Annotated in this window: 21 protein-coding genes and 1 pseudogene; 9 read left to right on the top strand and 13 right to left on the bottom strand. The window is 67.5% G+C overall.

Annotated features, from left to right (window positions below):
- Positions 1-134: 134 nt before the first annotated feature.
- The 3 genes from ACW175_RS05150 (at position 135) to ACW175_RS05140 (ending at position 2,307) form a co-directional block, all read left to right on the top strand.
- The gene (locus ACW175_RS05150) at positions 135-869 is read left to right on the top strand and encodes an SDR family NAD(P)-dependent oxidoreductase (RefSeq protein WP_492103557.1); all 735 of its coding nucleotides are present in this window, start codon (positions 135-137) and stop codon (positions 867-869) included.
- A 51-nt stretch (positions 870-920) separates the two neighbouring features.
- The gene (locus ACW175_RS05145) at positions 921-1,520 is read left to right on the top strand and encodes an NADPH-dependent F420 reductase (RefSeq protein WP_492103556.1); all 600 of its coding nucleotides are present in this window, start codon (positions 921-923) and stop codon (positions 1,518-1,520) included.
- Between the two features lie 382 nt (positions 1,521-1,902).
- On the top strand, positions 1,903-2,307 hold the full coding sequence (locus tag ACW175_RS05140; RefSeq protein ID WP_492103555.1) for a host attachment family protein: 405 nt from the start codon (positions 1,903-1,905) through the stop codon (positions 2,305-2,307).
- A gap of 322 nt (positions 2,308-2,629) precedes the next feature.
- Here ACW175_RS05140 and ACW175_RS05135 read toward each other — a convergent pair whose 3' ends face one another.
- The 4 genes from ACW175_RS05135 to ACW175_RS05120 form a co-directional block, all read right to left on the bottom strand.
- Positions 2,630-5,515 carry a TonB-dependent receptor gene (locus tag ACW175_RS05135; RefSeq protein ID WP_492103554.1) on the bottom strand — a complete coding sequence of 962 codons (2,886 nt, stop codon included), beginning with the start codon at positions 5,513-5,515 and terminating at the stop codon, positions 2,630-2,632.
- Between the two features lie 111 nt (positions 5,516-5,626).
- Complete coding sequence (locus tag ACW175_RS05130) at positions 5,627-6,553, bottom strand: FecR family protein (protein WP_492103553.1); 927 nt, start codon at positions 6,551-6,553, stop codon at positions 5,627-5,629.
- A complete protein-coding gene (locus tag ACW175_RS05125) occupies positions 6,550-7,074 on the bottom strand; it encodes an RNA polymerase sigma factor (RefSeq protein WP_492104899.1) in 525 nt (174 codons plus the stop codon). Before ACW175_RS05125 ends, ACW175_RS05130 begins: the two co-directional genes overlap by 4 nt.
- A gap of 439 nt (positions 7,075-7,513) precedes the next feature.
- Positions 7,514-8,047: a gamma carbonic anhydrase family protein gene (locus ACW175_RS05120; RefSeq protein WP_492103552.1), complete on the bottom strand. Its 534-nt coding sequence runs from the start codon at positions 8,045-8,047 to the stop codon at positions 7,514-7,516.
- Positions 8,048-8,359: 312 nt separating this feature from the next.
- On the opposite strand from ACW175_RS05120, the gene ACW175_RS05115 reads away from it, so the two are divergent.
- The 3 genes from ACW175_RS05115 (at position 8,360) to ACW175_RS05105 (ending at position 11,944) form a co-directional block, all read left to right on the top strand.
- Positions 8,360-9,163 carry a PhoH family protein gene (locus tag ACW175_RS05115; protein ID WP_099576149.1) on the top strand — a complete coding sequence of 268 codons (804 nt, stop codon included), beginning with the start codon at positions 8,360-8,362 and terminating at the stop codon, positions 9,161-9,163.
- Between the two features lie 145 nt (positions 9,164-9,308).
- Entirely contained in the window at positions 9,309-11,288 is a 1,980-nt protein-coding gene (locus ACW175_RS05110; protein ID WP_492103551.1) for an OPT family oligopeptide transporter, read from the top strand.
- A 5-nt stretch (positions 11,289-11,293) separates the two neighbouring features.
- Positions 11,294-11,944 (top strand): glutathione S-transferase family protein, encoded by a 651-nt coding sequence (locus ACW175_RS05105; RefSeq protein WP_492103550.1) that lies wholly within the window; start codon positions 11,294-11,296, stop codon positions 11,942-11,944.
- A gap of 7 nt (positions 11,945-11,951) precedes the next feature.
- On the opposite strand, the gene ACW175_RS05100 is transcribed toward ACW175_RS05105, so the two are convergent.
- From ACW175_RS05100 to ACW175_RS05090, 3 genes are all read right to left on the bottom strand, one after another.
- The gene (locus tag ACW175_RS05100; protein ID WP_492103549.1) at positions 11,952-12,647 is read right to left on the bottom strand and encodes a GNAT family N-acetyltransferase; all 696 of its coding nucleotides are present in this window, start codon (positions 12,645-12,647) and stop codon (positions 11,952-11,954) included.
- An 86-nt stretch (positions 12,648-12,733) separates the two neighbouring features.
- On the bottom strand, positions 12,734-12,940 hold the full coding sequence (locus tag ACW175_RS05095) for a DUF3126 family protein (protein ID WP_099576144.1): 207 nt from the start codon (positions 12,938-12,940) through the stop codon (positions 12,734-12,736).
- A gap of 15 nt (positions 12,941-12,955) precedes the next feature.
- The gene (locus ACW175_RS05090) at positions 12,956-13,921 is read right to left on the bottom strand and encodes a LysR substrate-binding domain-containing protein (RefSeq protein ID WP_492103548.1); all 966 of its coding nucleotides are present in this window, start codon (positions 13,919-13,921) and stop codon (positions 12,956-12,958) included.
- A 73-nt stretch (positions 13,922-13,994) separates the two neighbouring features.
- Here ACW175_RS05090 and ACW175_RS05085 point away from each other — a divergent pair, with 73 nt between their 5' ends.
- Positions 13,995-14,156, top strand: coding sequence for a hypothetical protein (locus ACW175_RS05085; RefSeq protein ID WP_492103547.1), 162 nt, complete (start codon positions 13,995-13,997; stop codon positions 14,154-14,156).
- Positions 14,157-14,295: 139 nt separating this feature from the next.
- Here ACW175_RS05085 and ACW175_RS05080 read toward each other — a convergent pair whose 3' ends face one another.
- From ACW175_RS05080 to ACW175_RS05070, 3 genes and pseudogenes are all read right to left on the bottom strand, one after another.
- A complete protein-coding gene (locus ACW175_RS05080; protein WP_492103546.1) occupies positions 14,296-15,078 on the bottom strand; it encodes a glutaminyl-peptide cyclotransferase in 783 nt (260 codons plus the stop codon).
- 14 nt (positions 15,079-15,092) lie between these two features.
- The gene (gene cysE / locus ACW175_RS05075) at positions 15,093-15,923 is read right to left on the bottom strand and encodes a serine O-acetyltransferase (RefSeq protein WP_492103545.1); all 831 of its coding nucleotides are present in this window, start codon (positions 15,921-15,923) and stop codon (positions 15,093-15,095) included.
- A 178-nt stretch (positions 15,924-16,101) separates the two neighbouring features.
- Positions 16,102-16,717: pseudogene (locus ACW175_RS05070) on the bottom strand (NUDIX domain-containing protein).
- 4 nt (positions 16,718-16,721) lie between these two features.
- On the opposite strand from ACW175_RS05070, the gene ACW175_RS05065 reads away from it, so the two are divergent.
- Positions 16,722-17,339: a nitroreductase family protein gene (locus ACW175_RS05065; RefSeq protein WP_492103544.1), complete on the top strand. Its 618-nt coding sequence runs from the start codon at positions 16,722-16,724 to the stop codon at positions 17,337-17,339.
- Between the two features lie 36 nt (positions 17,340-17,375).
- Positions 17,376-17,666 (top strand): hypothetical protein, encoded by a 291-nt coding sequence (locus tag ACW175_RS05060; RefSeq protein WP_492103543.1) that lies wholly within the window; start codon positions 17,376-17,378, stop codon positions 17,664-17,666.
- On the opposite strand, the gene ACW175_RS05055 is transcribed toward ACW175_RS05060, so the two are convergent.
- The 3 genes from ACW175_RS05055 to queF form a co-directional block, all read right to left on the bottom strand.
- Positions 17,663-18,421 (bottom strand): LytR/AlgR family response regulator transcription factor, encoded by a 759-nt coding sequence (locus ACW175_RS05055; protein WP_492103542.1) that lies wholly within the window; start codon positions 18,419-18,421, stop codon positions 17,663-17,665. The genes ACW175_RS05060 and ACW175_RS05055 overlap by 4 nt on opposite strands.
- The gene (locus ACW175_RS05050) at positions 18,421-19,563 is read right to left on the bottom strand and encodes a sensor histidine kinase (RefSeq protein ID WP_492103541.1); all 1,143 of its coding nucleotides are present in this window, start codon (positions 19,561-19,563) and stop codon (positions 18,421-18,423) included. Before ACW175_RS05050 ends, ACW175_RS05055 begins: the two co-directional genes overlap by 1 nt.
- A gap of 256 nt (positions 19,564-19,819) precedes the next feature.
- Positions 19,820-20,275 (bottom strand): preQ(1) synthase, encoded by a 456-nt coding sequence (queF, locus tag ACW175_RS05045; protein WP_492103540.1) that lies wholly within the window; start codon positions 20,273-20,275, stop codon positions 19,820-19,822.
- Positions 20,276-20,331 lie beyond the last annotated feature (56 nt).

Genomic DNA, 20,331 nt, shown 5'->3' with positions numbered 1-20,331 from the left:
CATTTCTCAACCGTCCGGATTGTTTCCGCACCACCGATGTGCGCCGCTCCGCACTGAAAGCCGGCCTATGCCAGACCTACTTCGAGGCTGTCGGACCGCCCCTGGCGGCCAAACGGAACCCGAGAGGAAAGATCATGGGCAAGCTTGAAGGTAAGGTGGCGGTTGTCACGGGCGCGACAAGCGGCATGGCGCTGGCCAGCGCCAAACGCTTCGTGGACGAAGGGGCATACGTCTTCATCACCGGCCGTCGTCAGGACGCGTTGGACGACGCGGTGAAGGCGATCGGCCGGAACGTCACGGGCGTGCGCGGCGACGCGGCCAATCTCGACGACCTCGACCGCCTGTTCGAAACGGTCAAGCGCGAGAAGGGTAGGATCGACGTGCTCTACGCAAGCGCCGGCTGGGGCGAAGCCGCGCCGCTTGGTGAGATCACCGAACAGCACTTCGACACGATCTTTGGTCTGAACGCGCGCGGTACGCTCTTCACCGTGCAGAAGGCCTTGCCCCTGTTCAACGACGGCGGCTCCATATTCATGACGGGGTCTGTGGCCTCGATCAAAGGGTTTCCAGGCTACAGCGTCTACGCGGCTAGCAAGGCGGCCCTCCACGCCTTCGCCCGCGGCTGGCTCAACGAGCTGAAGGCCCGGAACATCCGGGTGAACGTGCTGCACCCGGGGCCGATCGCCACGCCAATGCAGGATCAGGTCCTCACCCCGGAGGCCAAGCAGATGTTCGAGTCCCTGATCCCGCGGGGAACGATGGGACGTCCCGAGGAAATCGCCGCGGCCGCGCTGTTCCTGGCCTCGGAGGATTCCAGCTTCGTGAACGGCGTGGAGCTGGCCGTCGACGGCGGCTTCTCAGCCATCTGACCTTGTCTTGGATCGCCCGCGCGGCGGATCCATCATCTCAGGAGACCCATCATGAACTACGCGATCATAGGGTTCGGCAAGATCGGCCAGGCCCTCGCTCACACCTTCGCGCGCCGCGGCATCGAGGTGGCGGTCGCCAGCCGCCACCCGCCTGAGGTCCTCGCCCCGCAGGCAAGGGCGATCGGCCCGACCGTCGTCGCCACCTCCCTGCAGGAAGCACTGAAGGCCGACACGATCTTCCTGGCCGTGCGTTCCGAGTCTCATCGAGATGTCGCTAAGGCTCTGTCGAGCTGGAAAGGCAAGACCCTGGTGGACGTTACGAACTCGCAGGCGCCACTGGAGCAGATGGACGGGCTGCTGTCTTCAGCCTTCGTCGCCAAGCTCTATGCCGGGGCCAGGGTGGTGAAGGGGTTCAACCACCTGGGCGCCACCGCTCTTGCGGCGGATCCCGTCGTTCCGGGGGGACATCGCGTCGTCTTCCTCGCGAGCGACGACGAAGACGCTGTCGCGCCCGTGGCGGCCCTGGCCAAACAGCTCGGCTTCGCACCCGTCAATCTGGGGCGGTTCGACGAAGGCGGCGCGCTCGTCCACGCCCGCGGTCCCACCTGGGGGCCGCTCATCTTCCAGAACATGTTCAAGAAGGAGCAGTAGTCAAATTGGGGAAGGGTGTTTCCGCGCCCTTCCCGACTGCTTTGAGGGCCGTGGGGCGAATGCGTAACGCGCGGACTCTCAGGTCGCGCCAGAAACACGACCTTCAACTCTGCCCCAGCGACCATCGGCCGAGACGACTTCCGCTGCCGATCCCGCCCTCCTTTGGCGCCAAGCGCCCGCAAAGGAATGGGTTCCTTTCCTCCCCGCCTCGCGCAACTCCGATCCCGGCCACGCATTACGGAGGTTCCCCATACAACCTGGGTCCGAAACGGCCGGCCACTTTGGCCGTGCGCTCTGTCGGCCCCGCCGCCGAGCCAATTCCTCTCAGTGCGGGATGTCCCCGCTTAGGCGCGGCAAACCGCGGTCACATCTGGAGACACACATGCAACTTCCCAAGGGCGCCACCGTCGCCGTCGCCGATGGCGAAAAGCTCAATCTCTTCCGCAACGCTGGCGATGAAGCCGAGCTGAAGCTCATGGCCGTCGATCACGCGGCCGTCAATGCCGACCACCAAGGCGCGACGCCGGGTCGCCACGGCAGTTCCGCCAATCCCGACGGCGGGCAGGATGATGAGGACGGCTTCTCGGCGGGCGTCATCAGCCTGCTCAACAAACAGGTCCTAGATGGACAGATCACCGCCCTGTTGATCATCGCCGCGCCGCGAGCCCTTGGCGCTATCCGACCTCAATACCACGCCAAGCTCAGCGCGATCCTCCTGGGAGAAATCGCTAAGGACCTGACGGGCCACGCATTGCACGACGTCGAAAAGGCGATCGGCGCAGCTTGACGCTGGGCGCGCCGGGCCAGCGCCGCTCCGACGGCCTGGCCCGACGGACCGGTCCGTCCGTGGGGGCGACCGGTTGAATGGCATGGCCGGGGTGGGCGTACACTGGAAGCGGCGTGGCCGAGATCAGGCCCGGGGCAATGACGACGACGGCGTCGGGAGAGGTCTTGCGCATGGTCAAAGGCCGTAGTGATCGATTGCGACGCTTCCGACTCGGAACCTTCGACCCCGCGACCTTAGGCGATGATCGAAGGAACGGGTGGCGACAGAAAAACGGCCCGCGCGAGTGAACGCGCGGGCCAGTGTATGGAATTGTCGGGAAGACCTAGAACTTGGCGCGGAGGCCAACGCTCACCGTACGGCCGTACTTGGTGTAGCCGCCGAACCAGCCGCCCTTGATGAACTGCCACTGGGCGGCGTCGGTCAGGTTCTGGGCCTCGATCGCCCCCGTGATCTGGGGCGTGATCTTGTAGCTGACGCTGGCGTCCAGCGAGCCGAACGCCTTGTCGTTCAGCGCCGACAGCCCCGCCCCGCCGACGTCCTGCAGGACATCGTCCACCCAGCTATAGCTGGCGCGGGCTGCGAAACGCCCCTTTTCGTAGAAGCCGGTGAGGTTGAAGCTGTTCTTGGCGACATTGACCATCTCGTCCCTGAGGGTCGGCGAGTAGGTCGCTTCTGTGTCGGTGTAGGTGTAGTTGGCCAGGAAGCCCAGCCCGTCGAACGGCGCGGGCAGGCTCTTGAACAGGTGCTGGTAGGCCAGTTCCACGCCCTTGATCGTCGCCTTGCCGCCGTTGGTGGGCGAGGTCAGCACATAGGTTTGGCCGTCGACGACGATGTTGGTGTTCTGGCTGTAAACGAAGGTCGTGATGTCCTTGTAGAACGCGCCGCCGATGAGCGCGCTGCCCGGCGCGAAATACCATTCCACCGTCGCGTCGTACTGCCAGGCCTCGAACGGCTTCAGCAGCGGATTGCCGCCCACCGCGGTCAGCAGGGTTCCGGAGTTCAGGGTCAGACGCGGGGCCAGATCGGCCAACGACGGCCGGGTGATGACCTTGGCGGCGGCGGCGCGGATTTGCAGGGACGGCGAGGGCTCCAAGGCGAAGTTCACCGTGGGCAGGACGTCGGTATAGGTCTTCTCGAACCGAACCGGCAGCGCGGCTGTGCCGTTGTCGGCGTGACCGGCCGAGACCTGCTTGGTCTGCGCCACGCGCACGCCGACCTGACCGCGCAGGGCGGCGCCAAACAGGCTCGTGTCGATATCGCTCAAGGCGTAGCCGGCCCCGATCTTCTCCGACACGCTGTAGGAATTGCGCTGGTCCGCTCGAGCGGCGCCCTTTTGGTTCGGGTCGCGCAAAGCCCAGAAGGCGGCCGGATCCGGCATGGCCCATGTCACGGGGAGGCTTCCATCGACCCCGCCCAGGAAGCCGCTGACCGGGAACGGGTCGAAATAGTCCGCGCCGAAGAACTTGCCGGCCAGATTGGTCGTGTAGTTGATGTCGGCGCGATTGTAGGACCGTGAGCGCTCGCGGAACTTGACGCCGAATTGCAGGCGGCTGACCGGACCCAGGCTAACCGGCCGTTCGGCGTCGAACTGTAGGGCGGTCTCGTCGTCCGTGGCGTTGTTGACTCGCCATTCAATACGGCGGAACGGCAGCAGGGACGGGTTGTTCAGGTCGGCGGTCAGCAGCTTGACGTCGGGCAGCGAGTCGCCGGCCTGCGGCAGGTTGAAGGTCGCCTGGCCCATCGCGCCCTGGAGACGGGTGCGGGTGATCGGCTTGGACGTTTCCGAATAGGCCCGCGCGTAGGCCAGGTCGCCGGTGATCGTCCACGCCTCGAGCTTCTGACGGATCTTGCCGGCGATCATCATGTTGTCGTGCGCGAGATCGCTGACTTCGCGACCGATCTGGCTGTTGGTGTTCGCCGTACCGCCCGTCATGACGCCGTCCTTGATCACGGCCGAGCCCGGGACCAGGGTCGAGAGGTCCGGATCGACCGAATAGGTCAGCTCGTCATAGTGGTCGTCCAGCTTCGTGTAGCTGGCGTCCAGCGTGACTTCCGTGGCGTCGCTCGGACGGTACTGGGCCGACAGGACCAGGCCCTTGCGCTCGCGGTCCTCGCGTTCCAGCGTGGGGCGGATGTTGGTCGCATAAAGGTTCACGCCTTGAGCGATCAGGCTTTTTCCCAGAGCGGTGCTGGCGTTCGGATAGCTCCAGCCCACGCCCGTAATGCGATCCTGGCGCAAGGTGCGCTGGTCGAATACCGCGGCGGCGAGCAGCCCGAAGGTCTGCGCTTGGTTCGTCCAGCTGACCAGGCCCGAGACCCGCGGATCGGTTTGACCCGCCAGTTCGGGGCGGCTGGCCGTCGCCGACAGCGCCACCGTGCTGCGGCCCAGGTCCAGAGGACGGAAGGTCTTGATGTCGACCACGCCGCCGATCGCGCCCTCGTCCAGCGAGGCCAACGGGGTCTTGCCCACCTCGACGCCGGCGACCAGTTCGGACGGCAGGGTGTCGAAGCGGAATTGGCGGCCGCTCTGGCCGCTGTCGCGCATGTTCTCGTTCACCGCCGCGCTACGGCCGTTCAGGGTGACGATCTGGAAGTTGGGACCCAGCCCCCGAACGCGGACGAACAGCCCCTCGCCCCGGTCGCGGGTGATGGCCACGCCCGGCACGCGTTGCAGGGCTTCGGCGATGTTGTTGGACGGGAACTTGCCGATGTCCTCGGCCGAAATGCCGTCCACCACATTGGCGGCCTTGCGCTTTTCCGACAGGGCGCGGACCAGCGAGTTGGCGAAGCCGCCGGTCACCACGACCTCCTCGACGGTGCTGGCCTCTTCCCGAGGGGCGTCAGCGACTTGCGCCGTCGCTGAGGCGCGGGCCGTCGGCGCGGTCGAGATCTTCTGGGCGGTCGGGCGCAGGATGGCCGCGCCGCCGCTGCGGACATAGGTCAGACCCGTGCCGCGCAGCAGCTGGGTAAGGCCGGTCTCGACGTTCAGCTCGCCCTTGACGCCGCCGGTGCGCTTTCCCGCCAGCAGGGCCGGATCGGCCAGCACCTGGATGCCGGTGGCGCGCGAGAACGCCGGTAGGGCCGAGGCCAGCTCGCCCGCCGGAATGGCCAGGACGGACTTGGGCGCCGGAGCCGCCAGGGCGGGAGCAGCCGTCAGCAGGGCGGCGGCGGAGGCCGTACCGAGCCAGGTCCAGGTCTTGAAGGTCATCGCGTCATCCCCGAATTCGCGCGGCGCGATCGCCGGCTTCGGCGGGGAAGACGTCGGCCGACGCCTTTCCAGGACAGGGAATTTTGTGAAGTTTCCGCGACGCCGAATTTGTCAGCGGGACAACGCCACCCTTCCCGCCTCTTCGCGCACCTTGAAACCGTGAACCAGGGCCAGGTTGCGGACCAGGGCCTCGGGCTCGGCGAGGCGGAACCGGCCGGCGACGCGCCGACGGCCAAGGATGGGATCATCAATGACAATCGGCGTCGTCGAAGCGCGGTTGAGCCGCTCGACCAGCCGCGCCAGCGTCACGCCGTCAGTCTCAAGCCAGCCCGACCGCCAGTCGTCCGCTGACGGATCAAAGGCGCGCGGACGTGAAAGCCGCCCCTCCTTGGCGAAGGCCTGCTGGCCCGGCGTCAGGTCGGCGGCGCGATGGATGAGGCCCGACGGCGCGAGGCGCACCTTGCCGCGATGCACCGACAGTTCCAACTTGCCGTCGCCGCGCTCCAGGTCAAAGGCGGTGCCCAGCACGCGGGCCGAGCCCTCCGGCGCGCTGACCGTGAACGGCCGGGCGGCGTCGTGGGCGACGTCGAAATAGGCTTCGCCGGTCACCAGGCGCACCGCGCGGCGGTAGGCGCCCATTCGAGCCTCCAGCTTGGTGGCGCCGTCCAGGGTGACCTTCGAGCCATCGGCCAGGGCCACGGTGCGAATCCGGCCTGGCGCCGTCTGGAACGTCACCGGCTCTACGGTCATCAGCTGCAGTTGCGGCCACGCCAGGGCCAGAGCGAAGCCGCAGGCCGCCAGCCCGCTCGCCAAGGCCGCGATCGGCGCCCAGACCGGTCTCCGGACTGAACGACGCTGAACATCGAGGGCCAAGGCCTCAGTCAGAGCCGCGTCCTGCGCCGTGGTCCACATCTGGTCGAAGGCCGCGCCATTGGCGGCGTCGGCCGCGCGCCAGGCGTCGAAGTCCTTGTCGTCTCGCCACTGACGATCCAGGCGACGCGCGACCCATACGGCCGCTTCTTGCCGGGTCCGGCTCATGAACGGCCTCCCGCGCGGCGCTCGGCCTTGGCCATTTCGCGATGCAACTGCTCCAGCGCCCGCACGACGTGCTTTTCAACCGCCGCCTCGTTCATGTTCAACGCGGCGGCGATCTGGCCGGGGGAGTGGCCGTGCAGCCTCCGCCGAATGAAGACGTCGCGCCGCAGCGGCGGCATGGCGTCTAGCACCTTTCCGAACACCTCGACCTTTTGGCGATGCATCAGGATCTGCTCCGCAGCGGGGGCTTCGCAGGGAATGTCGTCGTCCAGGGCCTCGACGGGGCGACGGCTGCGTTGACGAAAGTGGTCGCGTACGAGGTTCAGCGCGATCCGGTAGCCGAGCGCCGCCCGGTCAACGACGGTTCGCGCGCGCTCGTAGGTCATCAGGCGAAGCAGGGTTTCCTGCACCAGATCGTCAGCGGCTACCGGGTCGCGCGTGCGGCGGACGATGAAGTGATAGAGATCGTGGCGCTGGGCGCGCAGGCTGGCGAGGTCAGTCAACCGCGCCCGCCCGCGGTGCAGGTGCTGAAACCAGTGGAACCGCGCGCGCGCATCTCAAGCATGGCGCGGCGCTAGCACGCCTTGATGACGCTTTTGCGTGCGCGACTGGCGTTGCGCGGCCGGACTAGCCTCTCCGCTAGAACGCTGGAACCGCCTAAGCCTGTTTGCCAAATGTGTGCATTTGGCGATCCCCTGAAAAGCCAGCGCGTTGTGGGACATCTCAAACCTGCGCCGACAACGACGCCGCTGAAGGAAAACACCTGTTGTGCGTTCACACTCAACTCAAACCGTGCCAATGCTACCTTGAGACGAAACGGAAGCGGCTCGCCCGCGCCGTCTCGCCACGCGACGCCTTTTGGCGTGGCGAGCTCTTCTCGCGCTTACGTGCCTGCGCGAGGAGCGGGAGCGCCGCATCGCATCCCCCCAAACAAGGCGGGCGGCGCTCCCTGAGGTCTCGCAACTACTCCGCCACCACCTTCAGCTCGCGGACGTAGCGCTTCCAGTTCTCGACATAGTGCAGGGCCGAGCCTTGCAGGATCATGGTGTGATGCTCCGACACTTCGCGCACCACCTTGCCCGGCGCGCCCATGACCATCGAATTATCCGGGATCTCCTTGCCCTCGGTGATCAGGGCGCCGGCGCCGATCAGGCAGTTCTTCCCGATCCTGGCCCCGTTCAGCACCACCGCGCCGATGCCGATCAGCGAACCGTCACCGATCGTGCAGCCGTGAAGCATCACCATGTGGCCGATGGTCACGTTGGCGCCGATGGTCAAGGGAACGCCAGCATCCGTGTGAAGAACAGAACCGTCCTGGACGTTGCTGTTCTCGCCGACTGTGATCGGATCGTTGTCCCCACGCAGCACCGAACCCCACCAGATACTGGCGTTCTTCTTGAGAATCACATTGCCCATCACGCTGGCCGTCGGAGCGATCCAGTATTCGCCTTGCGGGGGGAGCGTCGGCGCCACGGCGCCCAGGGAATAGACAGTCATCCGTATGCCTCGTTTTCTTGCGCGCCATTTTCCGGTTAACACCCCGGAAACCATAATGCGCCATTGTATTCAGGCGATTCGAGAGGGAACCTTCCTCACGCGGGGATGATTCTTATCTCGTACGGGTCGGGGGCGACCACCGCCATCGACCCACCCGCTGACGAAGAAGGTGTAGCTCTTGGCGTTCCGGCGTTCAGCACCGCCTATTGGAAGCCCCTCCGGGCCGCCTCGCCGCGCACGCGACTTCGTCTCTATCTTCCAGCTCACATCCAAGGACGACGCCTTTTGGCCTCGTCCTTTTTTATTGCCCTCATGGAGGCTTTGATGACCAAGCGAGCCCTGAAGCGGATGGCGCGCGAAGGCGCGTATGAGACCGGCCAATATGGTGATGACGCCAAGGTGCGTCGCCTGCCGATCGATGTTCGCGAACGGGGGAACAGCTGGAATCCATTGGGACATGACGGCGCGCCAAACAATCCCGAGCGCGATCAGAGCTACCTGAAAACCATAAAACCCAAATCACCAGGCCAGGCGCAGTTGATGGAAGCCATCGACGAAAAGAACCTGGTCATGGCCCTGGGCCCGGCGGGCACCGGCAAGACCTACATCGCCATTTCCAAGGCCGTTGAGGCGCTCGAGGCCGGCAAGGTCGGGCGCATCGTCCTTTCGCGCCCCGCCGTCGAGGCCGGCGAGTCGATCGGCTACCTGCCGGGCGACATGGAGGACAAGCTGGCCCCCTATCTGCGCCCGCTCTACGACGCCCTGACCGATCGCCTGTCGGTCAAGCGCATGCGGGCGCTGATGGCCGAGGGCGCGATCGAGATCGCCCCGGTCGGCTTCATGCGCGGCCGCACCCTGAACAACGCCTTCGTGGTGATCGACGAGGCCCAGAACTGCACCTACATGCAACTGAAGATGCTGCTGACCCGCCTGGGCTGGAGCTCGACCATGGTCGTCACCGGCGACCCGAACCAGTCGGACCTGCTGCCCGGCATCTCGGGCCTGGCCGACGTCGCCGCCAGGTTCGAAGCGGTCGCCAATATCGCCGTCGTCCGCCTGGCCGACCGCGACATCGTCCGTCACCCGCTGGTCGCGGAGATGCTGGGCGTCCTCTAGCCTCCGTTAAGCACGAACCTTTCCCTGGGACCCCCGTTTCGATCCGAAACGGGGGTCTTTGGGCTGTTGAGGCCCCAAATCCGAGCTTGAGTTGCAGGCGGCAGGACGTGCAAGGTCCGCCGTCTTAACTTTTCCGGACTCGTTCATGGCCGACCCCGCAGCGCCGCGCTCAGAATTGACCCCGCGAGGGGTCCTCCTCGGCGTCCTGATCACGCTCGTCTTCACCGCCGCCCAGGTCTATCTGGGCCTCAAGGTCGGCCTGACCTTCGCCACCTCGATCCCCGCCGCCGTCATCTCGATGGCCCTGCTGCGGGCGTTCAAGACGGCGACCATCCAGGAAAACAACATCGTCCAGACGATCGCCTCGGCGGCGGGCACGCTGTCGTCGGTGATCTTCGTGCTGCCGGGCCTGTTGATGATCGGCTGGTGGGCGCACATTCCGTTCCTGCCCACCTTCGGCGCCTGCGCCGTCGGCGGCGTCCTGGGCGTGATGTACACGATCCCGCTGCGCCGGGCCCTGGTGACCAACTCCAACCTCCCCTACCCGGAAGGCGTCGCCGCCGCCGAGGTGCTGAAGGTCGGCACCGGCTCGCGTGAAGGCGCCGCCGAGGGCAAGGCTGGCCTGGTCGCCGTCGCCCTGGGCACGCTGGCCTCGGCCGCCTTTGGCGCGCTGGCCGCCGCCAAGATCTTCGCCGCCGAAGTGGCCGGCTATTTCAAGGCCGGGGCCGGCGCGACGGGCCTTGGGGCCTCCGCCTCGCTGGCCCTGATGGGCGCGGGCCACCTGATGGGCATCACCGTCGGCATCGCCATGTTCGCCGGCCTGGCCATAGCCTGGGGCGTGCTGGTCCCGATCATGACCACGATCCACCAGATCCCCGGCGCCGACGCGGCCACCCACGCCCTGACCGTCTGGAAGACCGAAGTGCGCTTCATGGGCGCCGGCGTCATCGGCGCGGCGGCCATCTGGACCCTGGGCAAGCTGGCCGCCCCGATCTGGAGCGGCCTGGTCTCGTCGCTGGACGCCGGCAAGGCCCGCAAGGCCGGTGGCGTCATCCCCCGCATCGAGCAGGACATCCCGATCACCATCGTCGGCCTGGTCTCGCTGCTGCTGCTGGCGCCGGCCGGCTGGTTCCTGGCCCATTTCCTGAGCGGCGGTCCAATCGCCCACCTGACCGTCCCGCTGGTCGCCATCGGCATCGGCTACGTCCTGATCGCCGGCCTGCTGGCCGCCGCCGTCTGCGGCTACATGGCCGGCCTGATCGGATCGTCCAACAGCCCGGTCTCGGGCATCGCCATCCTGACGGTGCTGGGCGCCTCGCTGATGGTCGGCGCGGTCGGTCGCGGCGTCATCGGCCCGGACGTCACCAAGGCCCTGGTCGCCTTCGCCCTCTATGTCACCACCGTCGTTCTGGCCGTGGCCGTGGTCGCCAACGACAACCTGCAGGACCTGAAGACCGGCCAACTGGTCGACGCCACCCCGTGGAAGCAGCAGGTCGGTCTGGTCATCGGCGTCATCTCCGGCGCCGTGGTGATCCCGTTCGTGCTGGAGCTGCTGAACCTGTCGAACGGCTTCGCCGGCGCCCCGAACCTGAACGCCATCGCCAACGACCCGCTGGCCGCGCCCCAGGCCACCCTGATCTCGACCCTCGCCAAGGGCGTGCTGGGCGGCGACCTGAACTGGAGCCTGCTGGGGATCGGGGCCCTGATCGGCCTGGCCCTGGTCGCCGTCGACGAGACCCTGCGCAAGACCTCGGCCGGCCGCTACAGCCTGCCCGCCCTGGGCGTGGGCCTGGCCATCTATCTGCCGAGCTCGGTCACCGCCCCCGTCGTGGTCGGCGCCGTCGTCGGCTGGGTCTACGACAAGCTGGTCGACAAGGACGCCACCGGCGAGGCCGCCAAGCGGCTCGGCGTGCTGGTCGCGTCGGGCTTCATCGTCGGCGAGAGCCTGTTCAACGTCGCCCTGGCCGGCCTGATCGTCGGCTCCGGCAAGGGCGAGCCCCTGGCCCTGCCGTTCGCGCCGTCCGAGCACATCGGCATGATCCTGTCCCTGGTCGCCGCGGCGGTCGTGGTGTTCGGGCTCTACAACTGGGCGCGCGGCGCGGCCAAGAAGACGGCCGAGGCTTAAGAGCCATGACGTTGAAGGTCTGGGGCCGCCGCTCCTCCTTCAATGTCCAGAAGGTGCTGTGGCTCGTGGGGGAGCTTGGTCTTCCCCACGAGCAGGTCCCCGCCGGCGGTGACCACGGCGGACTCGACGACCCCGACTTCCTGGCCATGAACCCGCACGGACGGGTCCCGGTCATAGACGACGACGGCGTGGTCGTCTGGGAATCCCACGCCATTCTCCGCTATCTCGCCGCCCAGCATGGCGGCCCCGCTTGGTGGCCAACGGCCCCTGCCGATCGCGCCCAGGGCGAGGGCTGGATGGACTGGGCGCAGACCGCCCTGCAGCGCGATTTCCTGACCGGGGTATTCTGGGGCTGGCACCGGACACCGGAAGCCCAGCGGGACAGCCGCGCCGTCGAAGCCGCTCTCGCCGCCTGCGCCCGCCATTTCCGTCTGCTCGACAAGGTGCTGGCCGACCGACCGTTCCTGGGCGGCGATGCGCCGAGCCTGGCCGACATCCCGACAGGCACTCACCTCTACCGCTACTACGAACTCGAGATCGAGCGGCCGTACATGCCGAACGTCGAGGCCTGGTACGCGCGGCTACGTGATCGTCCCGCCTATCGCGAGGCCGTCATGGTCCCGTTCGGCGAAATGAAGGGCCGGCTGGCCTACTAGGCGCTCCCTATTCTGGCGCCAGGATCGTGAACATCACCTCGGCCCGCCCGCGATAGCCGAGCGACTCATAGAGCCCGATGGCCGTGGCGTTGTCGGCGTAGCTGTGCAGGAAGGCCTTCTCGCCGGTCGCCAGGATGGTGGCCGTCACCTCGCGCAGCAGACGGGCGGCGTAGCCCTGGCCCCGATGGTCCGGATGCACACAGACCCCGCTGGCCTCGGTAAAGCCGTCGGGCCGCATCCGCTGGCCCGCCATGGCGACCAGTTGCCCCCCAACCCGCACGCCGATGAAGTCGCCCAACTGGTGGGTGCGCGAGAAGAACGGGCCGGGCTTGGTCAGGGTGGCCAGGGCCAGCATCTCGGCCGCGTCGGCGTCGCCCAGAGGCAAAATGTCGAAGGCGACGTCCCAGGCCGGCGCGACCCGATCGGCAACCATCTGCAGGCACGGGGAACTGGAGACGATCCGCGTTCCGGGCGGCGCCGGCGGCGGGGTCAGCTCGATGAGGCCGACAGTCCCCATTTCACGAACCAGCGCGCCCAGGTCGACTAGGCTCTCGGGGCTGTCGTCCAGCGTCCCGGCGAACAGGCCGAAGTCCGGATGCATCCGGATCGCGCCGCCGCGCTGAATGGCCAGATGGCTTTGGCGGCCGGTCAGGGTGGAGACGGCGGGCCTATCCAGGACATGGGCGAGAACGTTGGCGGTCATGCGTCCATTCAAGCGGGACGATGGAACGATCCGCCGCGCGGTCCGCGAGCCAGCTCTGACCCGAGGCGCGCGGCGGTTAGAGAGGTCTAGTCCAGGTCTTCGGCCAGGATGGCCATTTCGAACATGAACGAGCCATCCTCGTCCTCGTCCTGGAACAGCACGCCGATGAATTCGCCGGCGACTTCGACCTCGGCCGAGTCCTTCTGCTTGGGGCGCGGCTTCACGGCGATGTGCGGGTTGCCGAAGGTGCGCTTCAGGTGCTTTTCGAGCTTGGCGATGTCGTTGGCGTCCACGGGGGGCCTCTTGTTCTAGCTGTGCGCCCGGGAGCGCGTTGTCGGGGCGAAACTAGCGTCCGCGGCGTGGGGCGCAAGCGCTTCCGGCGGAAGAGGTGTGGACGCTCCTTCCGCCAGCAGCCAGTCGCGAAAGAGGACGGCCTCGTCGGTGGCTCCGTCGGGCGGCGTGACGGCCACGATCTTGGCCCGGCCGGGCGTGAAACCGAGCGGCGCCACGAGACGCCCGTTGGCCAGGTCGCGCTGCACGAACGCCCACGGCCCGATGGCGACGCCCATGCCGGCGGCGGCGGCTTCCAGCATGTAGAAATAATGGTCGAACTCCTGCTCGCTGATCGGCGGGGGCAGGTAGTCGAGCGCGAAGTTCCGCGCCCAGTCCGACCAGCTCTCTGGGAAGGTGCGGGTCAGCAGGCGCGGCATGGCGCAGATCTGCTCGAGGCTCATGGCTGTCTCGGCCAGTTCCGGGGCCATCACCGGCCCGTGGAAATGCTCCATGAACGGGGTGGCGACCGAGTCGTAGGTCACCACCGTATCGGGAGAGCGCATGCGGATGGCCAGATCGATGCCGTCCGCCTTGAAGTCGAACGGACCATTGGACTCGGCCACCCGCACCGGGATGTCGGGGTGGGCGGCCTGGAAGCCCGGCAGGCGGGGGATCAGCCACTTCATGGCGAAGGTCGGCAGGCAAGAGATCACCAGGGGCCTGGGGCCAGACTGCACCGGGCGCGGCACGGCGGCCTCGATCTGGTCGAATGCCGGCGACAGGGCCTGGGCCAGCTTCAGCCCCGCCTCGGTCATGCGGAGCCGGGTGCGCGGGCCTTCGGTCAGGGCGACGCCCAGATGCTCTTCCAGCTGGCGGATCTGGCGGCTGACCGCGCCGTGGGTCACGCACAGCTCGTCGGCGGCCAGGGTCATTCGGCCGTGGCGGCCAAACGCCTCGAAGGCGCGCAGGGCGTTGAGCGAAGGCAGCTGCCGTCGGGCCATGTGATTAAACCTCACAGAAGCCTGACCGATAAGTCGTTATCCGAGGCCGCGCAACCGATGGATAGTCGCGCGTATGCCCGCCGCCGCTCCACACCGCATCACCCTGCCTCAGGTCCTGGCCCTTATGGCGATCTGGACCGTCGTGATCTACGGCGTCACGGCCAAGCGGCCGCCGGAAACCGATCAAATCTCACTGAAGAAGCCCGCCCTCGTCGCCTGCGCCAAGCAAGGCTGACCGGGCAGAAATCATGGCCCAGATAGGGGTTGGGCCCCGGCGCGTTACGCTGCCGGGGCCCAGGTCCGCCCACTAGGTCGGGGGGGCGTAGAGGGGCGGACGTGAGATAAACGCCAGCCCCTGAACGTGGTTCCGCCAGCTACCGCGGCGCCGTCAATTTTATCTCGAACAGCTTGGGCCACAGCTTGCCGGTGACGAACAGGCGGTCGCCGACGGCGTCATAGGCGATGCCGTTCAGCACGTCGTCCTGGGTTCCGGTGACCCCCGCCTCCTTCAGCAGGCCCGCCAGTTCGATCCAGCCGACGATATTGCCGGTCTTGATGTCGATGCGGGCGATGCGGGTGGTCTGCCAGACATTGGCCAGCAGTTCGCCCTTCACCCATTCCAGCTCGTTGAGATTGCGCACCGGCACGCCATGGTCGGTGACCTCCACACGGCCCGTCTCCTTCAGGGTTTCAGGGTCGAGGAACCGGATGAACGACGTGCCGTCGCTCATCATGATCCGCTTGTCGTCGCGGGTCATGGCCCAACCCTCGCCCGGATAGCTGAACTCGCCGATCCGCTCGAAGGTGTCGATGTCGTAGATGATCCCGGTCTCGTCGGTCCAGGTCAGCTCGTAGAGCCGGTTCTTCCAGTCGACGATGCCCTCGCCGAAATAGCGGCTGTCGACGATGCGCTCCTGCTCGGAGACCCCGGTCTCGAGGTTCCACTTGCGGATGAACGACCGGCCCTTCAGGCCCGTGCTCTCGAAAATGAAGCCGTCGCGATAGAACAGGCCTTCGGTGAAGGCCGTCGTGTCATGCGGATAGGCCTTCACCACCGTATAGCCGCCGACCGGCGCGGTGGCGGCCAGCGCGGGTGCTCCGACGAGAAGAGCAGCGGCGAGGAAGAGGCCGTTCAGGACCCGAAGAAATGATCGCACCTAGATTCGCCCGATCAGATTTCGTACGAATAGACAGTCTCGGCCAGGGTGTGGTCCATCGTCCGGGCGGGCTCCTCGCAGGTCGGGCAGTTGACCAGGCGGGCGGGAACGCCGGCCGCCGTGCAGTGGGCCGGCACGGGGCGAAGAACGACCGAGCCCGAGGCGATCTTGGCGTAGTCGCCGACCGTGATGTTGCCTAGCACCTTGGCCCCCGCGCCCAGCAGGACGCCGTTGCCGATCTTTGGGTGGCGGTCGCCGCGGTCGGCGCCGGTGCCGCCCAGGGTCACGCCGTGCAGCATCGAGACGTCATCGCCCACCACCGCGGTCTCGCCGATGACGATGCCGGTGCCGTGGTCGATGAACACGCCCTTGCCGATCCTGGCGGCCGGGTTGATGTCGACCTGGAAGATCTCGCTGGCCCGGCTCTGCAGATAGAAGGCCAGGGTCTCGCGACCCTCGTTCCACAGCCAGTGCGACACGCGGTGGGTCTGCAGGGCCAGGAAGCCCTTGAAGAACAGGAACGGCTGGACATAGCCCTTGCAGGCCGGATCGCGCTCGAACACGGCCCGCAGATCGGCCTCGGCGGCCTCGACCAGGCTGGGATCGCTCTTGAAGGCGTCGGCCGCGAACTCGCGCGCCGTCATCGCCCGCATCTCCTGGTCGCCCAGCTTGCGGGCAAGCTGGAAGGTCAGGGCGTCGGCCAGATTGTCGTGGCTCAGGATCACCGCGTTCAGCAGCGACGCCAGGGCCGGTTCGGCCTTGGCGGCGTGTTCGGCCTGGTTGCGCAGCGCCACCCAGACGGGGGTATCCGTCTCCGACGTCACGACTTCCAGAGGCTTGGCCATCGGGCTCTCCCTTCCCCGAGCGCATAAGCGAAACCGCGAGCGGTTTCGACATGCGATCCGACCTAAAAAACCTGGGCCTGTTTATCCGGTTCAGATTCCATCTGACCGGACAGGCCCAGCAGGCAACTTTCATAGAGCATCTTGATAAAAAATGCTCCCCCGACGCGACGAGCGCCGGCTATTCCAGGATGAGAGCCGCCAACTCCGCCGGCAGTTCCCCTCGAACGGCCATATGGTGCGTCCGGAGCAGTAACGCCACCGTAATCGCGTCCGGCGCGGTCTGGGTGGGCGACAGGTCCATGGCCAGGAAGCCGTAGGCGATCTCGTCGGTGACCGAGTTGGAGAGCTCCATCCGCAAGATCTGGCGCCAGTCGGCGGCCTGGAGGCCCACCTCCTCGGCCAGCTCGCGCTTGGCGCCGTCCAGCGGATCCTCACCGTGCGGCGCGCCGCCTTCGGGTAGTTCCCAGCTGTAGTTGGCCAGCGAGAAGCGGTTCTGCCCGACCAGGGTCACCGTGCCGTCCGCGTGCAGGGGCACGACGCCGATCGCCTGGTTCTTGAAACCCACCTTGCCGTACAGCGCCGGCCGGCCCGTGGGGGCGATGGCCTGGTACTCGGTCAAGGTGATCCACGGATTGTCGTACACGACTTGACGGGACGAGACGCCCCAGGGCTTTCCGTGCGGCTTCAGCCAAATAGGCTTAGGAGGGCCGGGCTTTTCGGACATGCGAGGGCTCGCGACTTGTGGCGGCCGCTCGGCGGCCATAGTTGATCGGTCTACCGCGCTTCGGAGAAATCGTCTTGGCAGCTTCCGCTCCCCCCGCCCCTGAATTCGCCGAGACGCTGCCGATCGAGGCGTCGCCCGAAGTGGTCGCCTTCCTGGCCAAGCGCCGCTCGGCTTCGGCCATGAGCCTGGCCGCCCCGGGGCCGGACGACGCTCAATTAGCCGACCTGCTGCGCATCGCCGCCCGCGTGCCCGACCATGGCAAGCTGGCCCCCTGGCGGTTCGTGGTCCTGAAGGGCGCGGCCAAGGACGCCTTCGCCGAAAAGATCGCCCAACTGGCCGACAGCCAGGCCAATCCGGCCAAGGCCAACGCGGCCCTGCGCAAGCTGACCCGCCCGCCAGTCGCCGTGGCTGTCATCTCGCGCTTCATCCCCGGCGAGATCCCCGAGTGGGAACAGCGCCAGAGCGCCTCGGCCGTCTGCCACCAGATGCTGCTGGCCGCCGCCGCCCTGGGCTGGGGCGCCAACTGGATCACCGACTGGTACAGCTACGACCCGCGTGCCACGGCGATCCTGGGCCTGGCCGAGGACGAGCAGGTCGCCGGCTACCTCTATCTCGGCACGGCGACCGAGCCGCCGCAGGAGCGCGTCCGCCCCGATGTGGCGGCGATCACCACGGAATGGAGCCCTAACTAGGCTCGCCGCGTTGCTTCCACACAACGAGGACACCCCATGGCCAAGCGTAGAGACCCCTGGACGAGCCTGGCCTTCGATTCCTGGTCGCTGGGGCTGGAAGCCTCGACCGTGATCGGCCTGCGCATGATGAAGCTCGCCGCCGGCGGCGCGGCCGCCCAGGCCGAGGCCCAACTGATGGTCGGCGAGAAGGTCGCGACCAGCATGACCTTGCCAATGCTGGCCATGACCGGCCAGCTGGGCGCATCCGGGCCCGCCATCGCCGCGGGCTCCCTGGCGCATCTGCGCAAGAAGGTGCGGGCCAACCGGCGGCGGCTGGCCAAGGGTTAGGCCTCCACCGCCAAGCCCAATCGCGCCTGCACGACCTTCACATAGGTTGGCCCCACCGGGACGGCGACGCCGTCCCGCAGCACCAGAGCGATCAGACCCTTACCCAGGCGGTTGACCGCCTCGACCCGGTCTGGGCTGACGAAGGCCGAGCGGTGGACGCGGATCATCCTGTTGGGATCGAGGCCCTGCTCCAGGGCGCTCATGGTGATGCGGTGGATATGGCTGCGGGTGGCGGTGTGCAGCAGGACATAGTCCTTGGCCGCCTCGATCCAGTCGATCTCGCTGACCGCCACGCGGACATGGCCATGACGCGTGGCGACCCAGATACCGTCCAGGTCGTTGTCGCGTAACGGCGCGGTCGCCGCCTCGGCCTGCTCGAACACCTTCTGCAAGGTGCGGCGACGCCGGGCGCGCTCGACGGCCTGGCGCAGGCGGTCGAAGCGCACGGGCTTGAGCAGATAGTCGGCGGCCTCCACCGCGAAGGCGTCGGCGGCATAGACCTCGAAGGCGGTGACGAACACGATCTCGGGTCGGCGCTCGGCCGGCAGTTCCGAGGCCAGGGCCAGGCCGCTCAGCTCGGGCATCTGGATGTCCAGCATCACGAGATCGGGCGACAAGTCGGCTATGGCCTCGGCCGCCTCGCGGCCATTGCGGGCCACGCCGACCAGCTCGGTGTCGGGGATCTGGTCGAACAGGGCCGTCAGCCGTTCCAGGGCGGCGGGCTCGTCGTCGACCAGCAGGACCTTCAGCCGCATCAAGCCGCCCTCGCCTGGGCTTCCAGCTTCAGCGGAATGCGCATCAGCACCAGGAAGCCACGCTCGCGCGAAGTCGCCTGCAAGACGCCGCGCGCGCCATAAAGCACCTCCAGCCGCTGGCGGACATTGGTCAGCCCCACGCCCATGCCGCCCGCCGCGTGGGTCCCCAAGGGGTTTGACGCCTCGGCGTCGTCCTCGACGATCACCACCAGGTCGTCGCCATCTCGCGAGGCCTCCAGGCGGATGGTCACCGGCCGGCTGGTCGGGGCGACACCGTGCTTGACCGCGTTCTCGATCAGCGGCTGCAGCACGAAGCTGGGGACCAGCGCCCCGCGCAGATCGTTGGGGCACGAGAACTCGACGCCCAGCCGGTCGCGAAAGCGCACACTCTCGATCTCCAGATAGGCCTGCAAGGTGGCAAGCTCGTCCTCCAGCGGGATGATCGCCTGGGGATCGGCCGCCAGGGTCAGGCGCAGGAAGTCGGCCAAGCGAGCCAGCATCGACTCCGCCTCGTCGTTGCGGCCGGTGATCACCGAGGCCGAGACGGCGTTCAGGGTGTTGAACAGGAAGTGCGGATTGAGCTGATAGCGCAGGGCCGCCAGCCGCGCGGCGCTGGCCTGGGCCTCGGCGGCCAGGGCCTGGGCGCGGGCGTCGGCCAACTGGCGCTCACGCTCGCGCGTCACCCGCACGGCGATCATCATCAGATACAGCGCGCTCAGCAGGGCGAACATCCAGCCGGCGACCATGAACTGGCTGGCGAAGCGGCTCGCGACAAGCCGGGCCGTCGGGTGGGCGCCGTCCAGGATGAGGCGCGCCTGGCCGCCCGCCAGCATGTCGAACACGGCCATGGTGAGCGCGGCGCCCAGCAGGGTCGGCAGCATGGCCGTGAAGCGCGCCGGCTGCTCATCCCGCTCCGTGCGGGCGGCGCGGCGGTAGATCAGCACGGACATGAACAGGCCAGCGACCATGAACAGCAGGAAGCTCGCGATCATGCCCATAGGCGGGGCCTTGCCGGCGGCGAGGTACGGCAGGCTGAACAGCAGGGTGTCCAGCCCCCAGACGCCCAGGGTCAGGATGGCCGCCTGCCTGGACAGATGGGGCCGCGAGAGATGGGATCTTGAGCCGGCGTCCAGATCGGTCATGCCGGCAGTCTAGCGGAAGGCGGAAAATGCGCAGCCCGCGTCGGACGCGCCGACGTCGGCTTTCGTCGCTCCGCCGCCAGCGAAGACGGCCCGGTCGCACGCGACCCGACAGGGCGACGCAACCGGCCGATGAGGAAGCGACCGCCCCTGACATAAGGCGACGCCCGGCAAATCCCTCGCACGAGCACGCCCCATTCGGGACGGTCATCTCCAAAACAAACTCGTCGCCGCGCCTCGAAGGTGCGGCGACGCCTTTTCAGCCTCGGCCGCGATACGGCGCCACGCCCTGGTCGGGGACCCACAGACCTTCCGGGGCCGGACCGGTCTGCCAGAACACGTCGATCGGGATGCCGCCGCGCGGGTACCAGTAGCCGCCGATGCGCAGCCAGCGGGGCTGGGCGACCTCGACGATCTTGCGGGCGACCTTAACGGTGCAGTCCTCGTGGAACGAGCCGTGGTTGCGGAAGCTGGTCAGATAGAGCTTCAGCGACTTGCTCTCGATCAGCCAGTCGCCCGGCGCGTAGTCGATCACGAGGTGGGCGAAGTCAGGCTGGCCGGTGACGGGACACAGCGAGGTGAACTCCGGCGCGACGAAGCGAGCCAGATACAGCACGTCGTTCTGCGGATTGGGCACGCGCTCGAGGGTGGCGGCTTCGGGACTTTCAGGCGCGTCGACGACGCGGCCCAGCTGGGTGACGTTGAGATCGGTCATCGCCGCGATTTAGGCTTCCCCGCCCCGCGAGACAAGCCGCGCGCACCCCGCTACAA

This window comes from Caulobacter sp. FV1ye6ST, assembly GCF_058681225.1.
Note: the sequence above shows the minus strand (reverse complement) of the source record. Positions and strands in the feature narration are given on the sequence as shown.